General features: G+C 68.7%; 13 protein-coding genes. 6 read left to right on the plus strand and 7 right to left on the minus strand.

Annotated features, from left to right (window positions below):
* Window position 1: 1 nt before the first annotated feature.
* Both U4Y91_RS12330 and U4Y91_RS12335 read right to left on the minus strand, forming a co-directional pair.
* Entirely contained in the window at window positions 2-1,162 is a 1,161-nt protein-coding gene (locus tag U4Y91_RS12330; protein WP_124488715.1) for an MFS transporter, read from the minus strand.
* A 132-nt stretch (window positions 1,163-1,294) separates the two neighbouring features.
* A complete protein-coding gene (locus U4Y91_RS12335; protein ID WP_321805282.1) occupies window positions 1,295-2,464 on the minus strand; it encodes an MFS transporter in 1,170 nt (389 codons plus the stop codon).
* A 305-nt stretch (window positions 2,465-2,769) separates the two neighbouring features.
* Here U4Y91_RS12335 and U4Y91_RS12340 point away from each other — a divergent pair, with 305 nt between their 5' ends.
* Window positions 2,770-2,949: a hypothetical protein gene (locus U4Y91_RS12340; RefSeq protein WP_321805283.1), complete on the plus strand. Its 180-nt coding sequence runs from the start codon at window positions 2,770-2,772 to the stop codon at window positions 2,947-2,949.
* A gap of 8 nt (window positions 2,950-2,957) precedes the next feature.
* Here the strand turns inward: U4Y91_RS12340 and bluB are convergent, their stop codons facing one another.
* The 3 genes from bluB to U4Y91_RS12355 form a co-directional block, all read right to left on the minus strand.
* Complete coding sequence (bluB, locus tag U4Y91_RS12345) at window positions 2,958-3,722, minus strand: 5,6-dimethylbenzimidazole synthase (RefSeq protein ID WP_321805284.1); 765 nt, start codon at window positions 3,720-3,722, stop codon at window positions 2,958-2,960.
* Window positions 3,723-3,840: 118 nt separating this feature from the next.
* A complete protein-coding gene (locus tag U4Y91_RS12350; RefSeq protein WP_321805285.1) occupies window positions 3,841-4,839 on the minus strand; it encodes a 2-hydroxyacid dehydrogenase in 999 nt (332 codons plus the stop codon).
* Window positions 4,840-4,869: 30 nt separating this feature from the next.
* Window positions 4,870-5,856, minus strand: coding sequence for a LysR family transcriptional regulator (locus U4Y91_RS12355; RefSeq protein WP_321805286.1), 987 nt, complete (start codon window positions 5,854-5,856; stop codon window positions 4,870-4,872).
* On the opposite strand from U4Y91_RS12355, the gene U4Y91_RS12360 reads away from it, so the two are divergent.
* Together U4Y91_RS12360 and U4Y91_RS12365 are read left to right on the plus strand one after the other, a co-directional pair.
* Window positions 5,855-6,064 carry a hypothetical protein gene (locus tag U4Y91_RS12360; protein ID WP_321805287.1) on the plus strand — a complete coding sequence of 70 codons (210 nt, stop codon included), beginning with the start codon at window positions 5,855-5,857 and terminating at the stop codon, window positions 6,062-6,064. The genes U4Y91_RS12355 and U4Y91_RS12360 overlap by 2 nt on opposite strands.
* A 545-nt stretch (window positions 6,065-6,609) precedes the next feature.
* On the plus strand, window positions 6,610-7,821 hold the full coding sequence (locus U4Y91_RS12365; protein WP_321805288.1) for an alanine--glyoxylate aminotransferase family protein: 1,212 nt from the start codon (window positions 6,610-6,612) through the stop codon (window positions 7,819-7,821).
* Window positions 7,822-7,884: 63 nt separating this feature from the next.
* On the opposite strand, the gene U4Y91_RS12370 is transcribed toward U4Y91_RS12365, so the two are convergent.
* Window positions 7,885-8,820, minus strand: a complete 936-nt coding sequence (locus U4Y91_RS12370) for an AraC family transcriptional regulator (RefSeq protein ID WP_321805289.1) — start codon at window positions 8,818-8,820, stop codon at window positions 7,885-7,887.
* A gap of 133 nt (window positions 8,821-8,953) precedes the next feature.
* Here U4Y91_RS12370 and U4Y91_RS12375 point away from each other — a divergent pair, with 133 nt between their 5' ends.
* From U4Y91_RS12375 to U4Y91_RS12385, 3 genes are all read left to right on the plus strand, one after another.
* Window positions 8,954-9,844, plus strand: coding sequence for a DMT family transporter (locus U4Y91_RS12375; RefSeq protein ID WP_321805290.1), 891 nt, complete (start codon window positions 8,954-8,956; stop codon window positions 9,842-9,844).
* Window positions 9,845-9,951: 107 nt separating this feature from the next.
* Window positions 9,952-10,617, plus strand: a complete 666-nt coding sequence (locus U4Y91_RS12380; RefSeq protein ID WP_415750457.1) for a hypothetical protein — start codon at window positions 9,952-9,954, stop codon at window positions 10,615-10,617.
* A 63-nt stretch (window positions 10,618-10,680) separates the two neighbouring features.
* Window positions 10,681-11,220, plus strand: coding sequence for an RES family NAD+ phosphorylase (locus tag U4Y91_RS12385; protein ID WP_321805292.1), 540 nt, complete (start codon window positions 10,681-10,683; stop codon window positions 11,218-11,220).
* A gap of 27 nt (window positions 11,221-11,247) precedes the next feature.
* Here the strand turns inward: U4Y91_RS12385 and U4Y91_RS12390 are convergent, their stop codons facing one another.
* Window positions 11,248-12,462: an MFS transporter gene (locus U4Y91_RS12390; protein WP_321805293.1), complete on the minus strand. Its 1,215-nt coding sequence runs from the start codon at window positions 12,460-12,462 to the stop codon at window positions 11,248-11,250.
* Window positions 12,463-12,483 lie beyond the last annotated feature (21 nt).

Raw genomic sequence — 12,483 nt, forward strand, 5'->3', positions numbered from 1 at the left:
GTCAGACCGCGCGCTGCAACGCGGCGCGTCGTTCCCACAGCGCGGCCGCGACGAACGCGGCGACGCAGACGACCAGCACGCCGATCAGCGCGTTGCTGCCGAGTTGCTCCATCAATGCGCCGGCGACCAGCGGACCGCCGAAGCTCGCGGCACTCCACGACGCCGACACGAGCGAGCTCGCGGTGACGAGCGCCGCGCCGCGAAAGCGTTCGCCGCACGCGACGAGCGACAGCGTGTAGATGCTGCCGGCCGCCGCGCCCAGCACGAACAGCAGCGGCCAGCACAGCCACGGGTTCGCGATCACGAACGGCAGCAGCGGCAGGCCCGCGAGCACGATCCAGCCGGCGCCGAGGTGCACGCGTTCGCGGCCGAGCTTGTCTGCGAGCCAGCCGATCGGGAACTGCATCGCGGTGTCGCCGAACAGCATGATCGACGCGAGCAGCACGGCGGTCGCGCTCGCGACGCCGTGATCCATCGCATAGAGCGGCAGCAGCGACAGCGCGAGCGTATCGAACAGCGCGAAGAAGCCCGTGCCGATGATCAGCGCGGGCATGCGCGGCAGCACGGCGAACCAGCTGTCGTGCGCTGCGTGATGTGCGTCGTCGCCGGCGAGCGGCGCGCGCCGGATCGTCGCGAGCGCCGGCAGCGCGAGCAGGAACAGCGCGCCGCACAGCGCGAAGCGGATGCGCGTCGCGCCGGCGATCTGGCTGACGAGCACCGGGCCCGCCATCTGGAACAGCGTGAAATTGGTCGCATAGATCGCGACCACGCGGCCGCGTGTCGAGTCGTCGGCGAGCTGGTTGACCCAGGCCTCGCCGATCGTGAACAGCAGCATCAGCGCCGCGCCGCACAGCACGCGCAGCGCGCCCCACACGATCAGGTTCGACGTGAACTGCATCAGCGCGGTGGCCGCGGCGAGCAGCACGACCGACACGACGATCGCGCGTCGCGCGCCGATGCGCCGTGCGAGCGCGGTGACGAACGGGACGATCGCGAGGCCGCCCAGGGCCTGCGCGGCCGTCAGCATGCCGACGACGTTGGTGCCGTGTCCGGCTTCGGTCAAGGCGAGCGCGGTGAGCGGCATCGTGGCGCCGGTGCCGAGACCGACCACCGCGACGCTCAGGATCAGCGCGAGGAAATCACGATTGAGAATGGCTTTCATCGGCCGCGATGCTACACCGCGGCCCCTGAAAGGTCCATGAAGGCCATCAGGATCGAATGGGGTTGCGTGTGCAACGATCGCTGCGGCGCGCGGGCGCGCGCCGTGCTGCCGCGCGTCGCCGCCGCGCGCGCGTCATACGTATCCGGTCGGCCCGCTCACCGGGCGGCGTTCGAGCGACGCCGACCACAGCGTGAGCGCGAGCGCGGCGACCGCCATTGCTGCACCGACCCACGGCAGGTTCACGAGCGACACGCCGGAGCCGATCGCCATCCCGCCGAGCCACGCGCCCGTCGCGTTGCCGAGGTTGAACGCGCCCTGGTTCAGCGTCGACGCGAGGTTCGGCGCGTCGCTCGCGCGATCGACGATCAGGATCTGCAGCGGCGGCACGATCGCGAACGCGAGGATGCCCCAGACGAAGATCGTCACGAGTGCCGCGAACGGCAGGTGCATCGTGCCCGCGAACAGCGCGAGGACGATGCCGATCAGCGCGAGCGTCGCGATCAGCGACGGCATCCGGCGCCAGTCGGCGAGCTTGCCGCCGAGCGTGCCGCCGACGGTCAGGCCGAGACCGAACAGCAGCAGCACGTAGGTGACCTGGCGCGGCGAGAAACCCGTCACGTCCTCGAGGATCGGCGTGATGTACGTGAACACGCTGAACAGGCTCGCGGACGCGAGCACGCTGATGCCGAGCACCATCAGCACCTGCGGGTGCTTCAGCACGCTGAATTCGCGTGTGATGCTGGTGTCGGGCATCGCGAGGTGCTTCGGCAGGCACACCGCGAGCGCGGCGGCCGCGGCGATGCCGATGCCGGTGACGGCCCAGAACGTCGCGCGCCAGCCGTACGCCTGGCCGAGCGCGGTGCCGAGCGGCACGCCGAGCACGTTCGCGAGCGTGAGGCCGGTGAACATCAGCGCGATCGCCTGCGCGCGGCGGTTCGGCGCGACGAGGTTGCTCGCGACTACCGAGCCGATCCCGAAGAACGCGCCGTGGCAGAACGCGGTGACGACCCGCGCGGCCATCAGCACCGCATAGCCGGGCGCGATCGCGCAGAACAGGTTGCCCGCGATGAACAGCCCGATCAGGCCCATCAGCGCGCGCTTGCGCGGCATTTTCGCGGTGACGATCGCGAGGATCGGCGCGCCGATCGTCACGCCGAGCGCGTAGCCCGACACGAGCATCCCGGCGGCCGGGATCGACACGCCGAGGTCGCGGGCGACGTTGGGCAGCAGCCCCATGATCACGAACTCGGTGGTACCGATTCCAAATGCGGCGACGGCAAGGGCGAAAAGAGGTAATGGCATCGCGGTGGGCTACGGAAAAGGCCGCGGCCCGAGATCGGCGCGGGATGCGCGGGCGGGCAGGGCGGAGAGACGTCAGTCGCGATTCTACTTCAGTGAAAACCCCTATGCTTGGGGCCAAAACGGATGTTGCCGGCGTGCGACGCGGTAATGCGTCGTGCGCGCCACAGTGTGGGATTGGGCAGCGTCCGGGGCCGGCGCGGTGGCGGAGTGTCGGTCCGGAGCGAAGCTGCGGAAGCGGCGGTTCGGGTGCGCGTGGATGAGCGGTTGGTCAGCGTTCGGGAAGCGCCCCGGTCGGCGTCGAATCGGTGACGCCGTCCACTGCGTCGCTCTCCGGCGACGGCGCCGATCCGGTGGTGGCCGTTCAATTGCGCACGGATGATCGGTCAGTCAGCGTGCTGGTCGGTGTCGATTCGGTAACGCCGTCCACTGCGTCGCCCTCAGGCGACCGCGCCGATCCGGAGGCGGCCGTTCGAATGCGCGGATGAGCGTTCAGTCAGCGTACGGGAAGCGAGCCGGTGGGTGCCGAGTCGGCGACACCGTCCGCTGCGCCGCCCGCAGGCGACGGCGCCGATCCGCCAACCGTGCCAGTGGTCGCAGCACTTTCGGCGGCAACCGTAGTCATCGGCGCATCCCAGCCGTTTTCGAACAGGCACGCCTCGATCGGCATCCGCGCGGCCCACCGCTCTTCCTCGAGCATCGGCTTCGCATAGAACGCGTCGACATGCCCGACGCACAGCACGGCGATCGGCTTCGCGCCGGCCGGCATGCCGAGCAACGTGCGCAGCGCGTCGACATCGAACAGCGACACCCAGCCCATCCCGAGCCCTTCGGCGCGCGCGGCGAGCCACATGTTCTGGATCGCGCAGGCGGCGGACGCGAGGTCCATCTCCGGCAGCGTGCGGCGGCCGAACACGTGGCGCTCGCGGTCGTCGGTCAACGCGACGACCAGCAGTTCGCCGCATTCGCGCACGCCTTCGACCTTCAGCCGCATGAATTCGTCCTGCCGCTCGCCGAGTGCGTTGGCGGTTGCGCGGCGCTCGGCCTCGACCAGCGCATGGATCGCGGTGCGCAGTGCGGGATCGGTGATGCGGATGAAGCGCCACGGCTGCATGAAGCCGACGCTCGGCGCGTGGTGCGCGGCGCGCAGCAGCCGCGCGAGCGTGGCCGGATCGACGGGTGCCGGCGTGAAGTGGCGCATGTCGCGCCGTTCGAAGATGGCGCGGTAGACCGCGGCAATGGCGGAGTCGTCGAAACGCATGAGCGGCAGAAGCAGGGGGAGGTCGGCGCAACGATAGCAGACGCCGCGCGTGCGGCGTTACATCAGTCGAAATAAATCGACGAATCGTTGCCGGATCGCGTGCGCCGGGAGCCGCGGGTCAGCGGCCCGTCGTGACGACGTTGGTCGGCGTTCCGGCGTGCCACGCCTCGATGTTCAGCAGCGTCGTGTGCGCGATCTCGGCGAGTGCCTCGCGCGTGAAGAACGCCTGGTGCGACGTGACGATCACGTTCGGGAACGTCAGCAGGCGCGCGAGCACGTCGTCCTGCAGCGGCAGGTCGGAGTGATCCTCGAAGAAGAGGCCGCTTTCCTCCTCGTACACGTCGAGCCCGAGATGGCCGAGCTGACCGCTCTTGAGCGCGTCGACCAGCGCCGGCGCGTCGACCAGGCCGCCGCGGCCGGTATTGATCAGCATCGCGCCGTGCTTCATCCGCGCGAGCGTCTGCGCGTTGATCAGATGGTGCGTCGACGGCAGCAGCGGGCAGTGCAGGCTGATGATGTCGGCATGGTGCAGCAGCGCGTCGAGCTCGACGTAGCGCGCGCCGAACGCGATCAGTTCGTCGTCGTACGGCGGCATCGAGTGTGCGAGCACATGCATCCCGAAGCCCATCATGATCTTCGCGAACACGCGGCCGATCAGGCCGGTGCCGATCACGCCGACGGTCTTGCCGTGCAGGTCGAAGCCGAGCAGGCCGTTCAGCGAGAAGTCGCCTTCGCGCGTGCGTGCGACCGCGCGCGGCAGCCGGCGGTTGAGCGCGAGGATCAGCGCGACCGCATGTTCGGCGACCGCATGCGGCGAATACGCGGGCACCCGCACGACCGCGATGCCGAGCCGCTCGGCGGCCGTCAGGTCGACATGGTTGAAGCCGGCCGAGCGCAGCGCGATCAGGCGCGTGCCGCCGTCGGCGAGCCGTTCGAGCACGGCCGCGTCGACGGTGTCGTTGACGAACGGGCAGACGACCTCGTAGCCGTGCGCGAGGATCGCGGTTTCCGCGTCGAGGTGCGACGGCTGGAAGTGCAGCCGATAACCGAATGGCCGATTGGCGGCGGTGAACGATTCGTCGTCGTACTGCCGGCTGCTGAACAGGATCACACGCACGCTGCACCTCCGATGGCTGTCGCGTGCAGTTTACTGCAGGCCCGTCTGCCGGCCCGCGACGATCTCGACGCGATCGGGCGTGCGCAGGAAGCCGTAGCCGGTCCGCTCGCGGGCCGCCTGCGCGCCGAAATGTTCGAGCGCATGCTCGACGAAGCTGCGCGTGCGGGCCGGCACGTACTGACGGTTCGGGTAGACGAGCGACAGCTGCGCGTCCGGGTCGTCGATCCGGTAAGCGGGCAACAGCCGCACGAGCGTGCCGGTGGCGAGTGCATCGGCGACGCTCGGCTCGGGCAGTACCGCGATGCCGGACCCGGCGACGGCCGCCGCCTGCACGAGCGCCAGCTGGTTGACCGTGCAGGTCGGGCGCACCGTGACCGAATGCGTGACGCCGTCGTGGCCGATCAGCCGCCACGCCGGCGCATGCTGGTGCGGCGCGAGCGCGACCCAGTCGTGACCCGGCAGGTCGTCGGGTGCGCGCGGCTCGCCGCGCCGTTCGAGATAGGCGGGCGCCGCGCAGGCGACGAACGGGTTCGGCGCGAGCGCGTGGCCGATCAGCGTCGGGTTGCCGTCGAGCCGGTTGCCGGTCACGATGCCGACGTCGTAGCCCGAATCGAGCACGTCGAGCGGCCCCTCGGCGACGGTGAGCTGCACGCGCAGTTCGGGGTAGCGGTGCCGGAAACTGCTGACGAGTGGCGTCAGCGCGAGCGGCGACAGCAGGCCCGATGCGACGACGCGCAGCGTACCGGCCGGCTCGCGCACGGCGTGCGCGACGGATGCCTCGAGGTGGTCGAATTCCTCGAGCAGCGCACGGCAGCCGTCGAGGTAGCGCAGGCCGGCCTCGGTCAGTGACAGGTTACGCGTGGTGCGGTGGATCAACCGCGTGTTCAGGTGAGACTCGAGCATCGCGATCGAGCGCGTGACGAGCGCGTTGGACACGCCTAGATGGTGCGCCGCGCGCCGGAAGCTCTGCTGCTCGGCGACACAGACGAACACACGCATGGTCTGAATCTGGTTCATGGCTCGCGAATTTCTGGCCCGGTTGATTGATTTTGGTTGTGATTTTTCGTTGGACGACCAGGAAAACCGTCGCGCTACCCCCGGTTCTCGTCCGTCTCAAAAAATCGGTTTTTCGATTCTACAGACGATTGTTCATTACGGAAGCAATATCGTCAACCTGAGAAAAGGGGCGGCTTGCGTAAAATCGAAATCGCGGGTATCGATTTAACGGATCGGGGCGCTGGCGTGCGCCGGTGTTAGCCCGGCGCGTATTGGGGGGAACCCGCCTTTGATTTTAATATTTGTCATATAAATCAATGTGTTGGAATTTTTTGAATGCGACAGGGTGCGGTAATAGGTGAAATCGCTCACCAATAGATGCTGCGATAGTGGATGTTTTTGTGCAGTCCCGTTTTCGTGCGCCGATGCCAGTCACGCGATTTTTATCGTGATGACCGGTATTCCGGTCGATGCATGCGGCATGCTGAACCCGGGCGTCAGGATGCGCGTCTCAATATTGCCGGAGAAAATCGCGGGCATCGACCGTCCGGTGGAACCGTTTCGCATGCGGCCGGCAATACCGCGGCAATACGAAACCCGGTCGTGCGACGCGGGCGCGGCCGGCTGGCCCGGTCCGCCGACCGGGCCAGCGTCACGCTGTCCGGGCGCGCGTGCCTCTTGCGCACGGGCGCGGAACGCGGAATGATCGATCAGTTCGCCGTGCCGTGCGGCGAACGACGTCCGAGCGTTTTCTCCGTTCCTCTTTTACCCGCCATGTCCATCGATTACTCGCCGATTCCCTGTCCCGTCGTCGTGCCGCTCGACGCGATCCTGCCCGAAGAACCGCTGCTGATGATGGGGGCCGGCCCGGTCCCGATCCCGGCCGCCGTCGCGAAGGCGAACACGATCGTGATCAACCACCTCGGCGCGACGATGGCGAAGATCATCGAGCAGGTGAAGGAGATGGCGCGCTACGTGTTCCAGACCCGCACGAAGTGGGTGCTCGGCGTTGCCGGCCCCGGTTCCGCCGCGATGGAAATGGCGATCTCGAACCTCGCTTGGCGCGGCACGCGCGTGCTGTCGATCCGCAACGGCTTCTTCAGTGCGCGGATGGCCGAGATGGCCACGCGCGTCGGCGCCGACGTCGCCACGCTCGAAGTGGCCGACCGCTCGGTCGCGAGCCTCGACGAGATCGCGGACGCGATCGCGCGCGAGCGGCCCGAGATCGTCACGATCGTGCAGGGCGAGACGTCGAACACCGTGTGGAACCGCGACCTGCGCGACATCGCGGCGCTCGCGAAGGCGGCCGGCGCGCTGGTCGTCGTCGACGCGGTGTGCACACTGTCGACGATGCCGCTCGAGATGGACGCGTGGGGCATCGATGCGGTGATCACGGGCGGCCAGAAGGGGCTGTCGTCGATTCCCGGCGTATCGCTGATCGCGTTCTCGGACGCCGCGTGGGACCGGATGAAGCAGCGTCCGGAACCGAACGCGCACTGGTGCCTCGACATGGCGCTCGCGGAGAACTTCTGGCACAACGCGGGCTACCACTACACGGCGCCGGTGTCGGGCGTGCTCGCGCTGCACGAGGCGCTGCGGCTCGTCTGCGCGGAGACGCTCGAAAGCCGCTTCGCGCGCCACCTGCGCTGCTCGCTCGCGTTGCAGGCGGGTGTCGAGGCGATGGGGCTCGCGCTCTATGCGCCGAAGGACTGCCGGCTCAATTCGGTGGTCGGGATCGAGACGCCCGAAGGGCTGACGCCCGGGATGGTGTGCGGCCATATCTCGAAGCAGTATCAGGTCGAGATTTCGGGCTCGTTCGGGCTGCCGATCGTGCGGATCGGGCAGATGGGCGAACAGTGCCGCGAACACAACCTGTTCCGCACGCTGCACGCGTTCGGCCGCACGATGATCGACCTGAAGGTGCCGGTGGACCTGCCGGCCGGCGTGGCCGCGCTCGAGCAGGAACTGTCGCAGCGGGGCGGGTAAGCGGGGCGACGGTGGTGCCGGGTGCGCGGGGCGCAGCCGGCCGTTGAACGGTGCGCGCGGGGCTCAGCCGCCCTGCATCGCGCGCCGGTACGCGTTCGGCGTCGTGCCGTGCGCGTCGCGAAAGCGATGGCTGAAGTGGCCGGCGTTCGCGTAGCCGCATTCGGCCGCGACCTGCGCGAGCGGCAGCGTCGTCGTGCGCAGCAGCAGGCGCGCCCGTGCGAGCCGCTGCTCGGCCACCCACGCGTGCGGCGCGCGGCCGAACGACAGCCGGAACATCCGCGAGAAATGGTATTCGGACAGCGCGGCAACCTCCGCCAGTTCGCCGAGCGTCAGCGGCTGCGACAGGTAGCTGTCGATGTAGTCGCGCACGCGGCGGCGCACGGCCGGCGCGAGTCCGCCGCGGAACGGCACGTCGGTGCGCGTCGTGCTCTGGCCGCGCAGCAGCAGGCTCAGCACGTCGTGCGCGGCCTCATTCACGCGCAGCCGCCCGTCGGCATCGTCCCAGCGCTCCAGCGCAAGCGAACGGAACTGCGCCGCGACGCGCGCATCCTCGAAATAGGTGCGGTCGGCGAGCTTCAGCTCGCGCGGCTCGCGGTCGAGTTCGCGGATCGCGCGCTGCGTGAAGTGCTCGGGCAGGAAGTACAGGTGGATGAAGTGCATCTCGCCGCGCACCCACCAGCGCGATTCATGGTCCCCCGGCAGCGCGCACAGCAGGCTCGGCGCGCCGTAGCGCGGCACGCGTTCGCGCTCCGTCCGGTAGCCGCCGTCGAGATAGCACGACAGCGTGTGGTGGCCCGGCTGTTCGTAAATCGTCTCGCTTTCGTCGGTGATGCGCGTCCATTCGGCGATCGCGAGATGATCGCCGAGCCACGTGAAGCGCTCGAGCGTCGCGTTCGCCTCGGCGAGCGTGCGGCACACCGACTGCAGGCCGAACGGCATCGCACCGCCGGCAAGGGCGGCGGCATGATCGGCGGGCGGGGCGTACAGGGGCGGACTCATGGTGCGACGAGTATAAGCGCGCGCGCGGCGCCCCGTGCGGTCGCCCGAAAAAGACCGCAATTCCGGACAATCCGCGCGGGCGGGGCGGCGGCACAGTCTGAGTCCGTTTCACTCGTTTCGCTTCGTTGCCGCCATGAACCTGTCGCTTTATTTCGTCACCGTGCTGATCTGGGGCACCACCTGGATCGCGATCAAATGGCAGCTCGGCGCCGTGCCGCCGCCCGTGTCGATCGCGTGGCGCTTCTGGCTCGCGGCCGCCGTGCTGTTCGCGCTGCTGCGCGTGATGCGCCGGCCGATGCGTCCGCCGCGCGAGGCGTGGCGCTACCTCGTCGCGCAGGGCTTCGCGTTGTTCTGCCTGAATTTCCTGTGCTTCTACTACTCGGAGCAGGTCGTGCCGAGCGGCCTCGTCGCGGTGATCTTCTCGACCGCGCCGCTGCTGAATTCGATCAACGGCCGGCTGTTCATGGGCCGCCCGCTGCGGCCGTCCGCGATTGCCGGCGCGCTGCTCGGGCTGACCGGCATCGCCTGCCTGTTCTGGCAGCAGATGGCCGGCCACCTCGACGATCACGCGACCTGGACGGGCCTCGCGATCGCGTTCGCGGGCACGATGTGCTTCTCGGCCGGCAACCTGCTGTCGAGCCGGATGCAGTCGATGGGGCTGCATCCGCTCGCGACCAACGGCTGGGCGATGCTGATCGGTGCGGCGATCCTGACGGTCGGCAGTGCGGTGGCCGGGCTGCCGTTCATGATCGACCCGAGCCCGCGTTATCTCGGCGCGCTCGTCTATCTGGCCGTGCCGGGCTCGGTGATCGGGTTCACCGCGTACCTGACGCTCGTCGGCCGGATCGGGCCGGAGCGCGCCGCGTACTGCACGGTGCTGTTCCCGATCGTCGCGCTGGCCGTGTCGACGGTCTTCGAGGGCTACCAGTGGTCGCCGCTCGCGGTGATCGGGCTGCTGCTCGTGCTGGCCGGCAATCTCGTTGCGTTCGACCTGACGCGCCGGTTGTTCCTGCGCACGGCTTGATCGACGTCGTATGGCACTGTCCGGATATCACGCGGAAAAGTTGACTTGGTTGACTTGATTTCGATTCGGGACTAGGCTTGATCCTCCGGTTGCATCAGGAGGTGATGATGGTCACGCACGCTCACGCGCTCGAAGGTTCGGCCGCGGTTCTCGATATCGAGACCGAGGAGGCGCTGCGCAGCGCCGTCGGCGCGGCAACCATGCTCGGGCCGGATCGCGCCCGTGCGCTGCTCAGGCTGTCGGACGAGCAACTTGGGCACCTGTTCAAGGTAGGCATCGCGCAGGTCATCGATTTGGCCGGCACGATCACGTTCGGTATCGCGGCCGCCGCGACGCGCGACAGGAAGCCGTCCGGCCGGAAGAAGGGGGCGGCCGATACGCGCACCGGCGTCACCGTCGCCGATCTGGAGCGGCATGCGCAGGCCGAACGACACGCGCTGGTCGCCGACGGCACGCTGTTGCCGGCCGCGCAGATCTGGACGGGGCTCGGCATGACGCGGCAGGCGCTCAGCAAGGCAGTGGCATCGGGGCGGATCTTTACGGTCGATGTCGGCGCCGCGCACTACTACCCGGCGTTCTATCTGGCGGGCGACATCGATCGCAAGACGCTCGGGAAGGTGACTCAGCGTCTTGGGGCCTTGCCGGGGTGGAGCAAATGGCAGTTCTTCACAACACCCAAGGCGTCCCTGGGCAACGTCACGCCGCTGGTCGCGCTGTCGCGCGGGAAGCTTGACGAGGTCGAGCGTGCGGCGATGGCGTTCGCGGGACGCTAGGACGCGCATGTGTTGAAGGCGCCGGGGAAACATTTCGCGAGCACATCGCTGACGATTCGCGAGGTGACGCCGACGGCGCTGGTTCGCATCTCGCGATACGCGACTGGCGAGCCGTACTTCGGCAAGTCCGGCGGCAACCGCTTCGACGATCCGCGCCCGCGGCGGCGGTACGGCACCAGCTATTTCGGTTTCGATCTGCATTGCGCGTTCGCCGAAACGGTGCTGCACGACGAAGTCGCCGATCTGGTGCTGGGCGGCTTTCCGCTCGTGACGACCGAACTCGATCGCTACGTGCTTTCCTTCGACGGCGAGCCATTGACCGTGGCCGTCCTGCACGGCTTGCCGCTGAAAAACCTGGGTGGCGATGGCGCGTTGTCGACCATCGTGCCGTACGACGTTCCGCGGCAATGGTCGCTTGCCGTCCACCGGCATCCGCGGCGGGTCGACGGCTTTCTATACATGTCCCGCCATCTCAACACGTCGGAAGCGCTCGTGCTCTTCGATCGTGCCGCATCCAGACTCTCGCTCAGGAGCGCCGTTCCGTTCCGGCATCATCCCCACGCCGTCCGCGTGCTGCGCGACTTCAACGTGTTGCTGCGCTGAACGGCGTTGCGCGTGCGGCAGCACGACTCACGCCGCCGCGCCGCTCCCCGCGACCCGCGCCTGCCGCTGGTACAGCACCATCGACAGCGCGACGCCCGCCGCCGCGGCCACCGCCGCGAACAGGAACACCTGCGGATAGCCGAACGCGCCCGCCACATAGCCGGCGAGCGGGCCCGTGATGCCGAGCGACAGGTCGAGAAACACCGAATACGCGGACAGCGCCGCGCCGCGGCTCGCCGGCGGGACGAGCGCGACGGCTTCGACGCCGAGCGCCGGGAAGATCAGCGCGAAGCCGAAGCCGGTCAGCGCGGCGCCGATTAGCGCGACGTGCGGCACGGGCGCGAGCCACAGCAGCACGAGGCCCGAGCATTCGAACGCGAACGACACGATCGCGACGCGGAAACCGCCGTGGGTCTTGATCGTGTTCGCGAACAGCAGTCGCGCGCCGATGAACAGCGTGCCGAACACGGTCAGCGACAGCGCGGCGTTCGGCCAGTGGCGCGCCGCGTAGTACAGCGTGACGAAGGTCGCGATCGAGCCGAAGCCGGCCGAGCCGAGCGCGAGGCCGAGGCCGTGCGGCAGCACGCGCGTGAACACGCTTGCATACGACATCCGTTCGCCGTGCACGAGCGGCACGGAAGCGATCAGGCGCGCGAGGTAGAAGCCGATCGCGGCGAGCGCGATCACGATCACGCCGATCAGCGCCGGATTCAGCGTGTGCGCGATCGCGACGCCGACCGGCGCGCCGAGCGCGAGCGCCCCGTAGGTCGCGATGCCGTTCCACGAGATCACCTTCGCGTTGTGCGCGACGCCGACCCGCCCGATGCCCCACAGGATCGCACCGGTGCCGCACAGGCTCTCGCCGACGCCGAGCACGAGCCGGCTCGCGACCAGCAGCACGAGGCTCGCGACCGGCCAGTGGGCCAGCAACAGCGCGACGAGCAGCAGCACGCCCGACACGCCGCAGCCGATCAGCCCGCGCAGCACCGTCTGCTTCGGCCCGAGCGTATCGGCGAAGCGCCCGGCGAGCGGGCGCGACGCGAGCGTCGCGAAATACTGGACGCTGATCGCGCCGCCCGCGACGATCGCGGAAAAGCCGAGGTCGTCATGGACGAAGCCCGGCAGCACCGCGAGCGGCAGGCCGATGGTCAGGTAGCAGATGAACGTGAAACAGACGACGGACACGATTTGCAGCGTGACGGCAAACCCGCTGCGCGGCGGTGTGGCGGAATCGGTTGACATGGGGTCGGATCGAATGGGCGA

This window comes from Burkholderia sp. BCC1993 (assembly GCF_905339865.1).
Lineage (GTDB): Bacteria > Pseudomonadota > Gammaproteobacteria > Burkholderiales > Burkholderiaceae > Burkholderia.

Bases quoted from the DNA above. Each gene is read 5' to 3' on its own strand.
- U4Y91_RS12330 (WP_124488715.1), bottom strand. From the start codon at position 1,162: ATGAAAGCCATTCTCAATCGTGATTTCCTCGCGCTGATCCTGAGCGTC.
- U4Y91_RS12335 (WP_321805282.1), bottom strand. From the start codon at position 2,464: ATGCCATTACCTCTTTTCGCCCTTGCCGTCGCCGCATTTGGAATCGGT.
- bluB (WP_321805284.1), bottom strand. From the start codon at position 3,722: ATGCGTTTCGACGACTCCGCCATTGCCGCGGTCTACCGCGCCATCTTC.
- U4Y91_RS12360 (WP_321805287.1), top strand. From the start codon at position 5,855: ATGGCTCGCGAATTTCTGGCCCGGTTGATTGATTTTGGTTGTGATTTT.
- U4Y91_RS12355 (WP_321805286.1), bottom strand. From the start codon at position 5,856: ATGAACCAGATTCAGACCATGCGTGTGTTCGTCTGTGTCGCCGAGCAG.
- U4Y91_RS12365 (WP_321805288.1), top strand. From the start codon at position 6,610: ATGTCCATCGATTACTCGCCGATTCCCTGTCCCGTCGTCGTGCCGCTC.
- U4Y91_RS12370 (WP_321805289.1), bottom strand. From the start codon at position 8,820: ATGAGTCCGCCCCTGTACGCCCCGCCCGCCGATCATGCCGCCGCCCTT.
- U4Y91_RS12375 (WP_321805290.1), top strand. From the start codon at position 8,954: ATGAACCTGTCGCTTTATTTCGTCACCGTGCTGATCTGGGGCACCACC.
- U4Y91_RS12380 (WP_415750457.1), top strand. From the start codon at position 9,952: ATGGTCACGCACGCTCACGCGCTCGAAGGTTCGGCCGCGGTTCTCGAT.
- U4Y91_RS12390 (WP_321805293.1), bottom strand. From the start codon at position 12,462: ATGTCAACCGATTCCGCCACACCGCCGCGCAGCGGGTTTGCCGTCACG.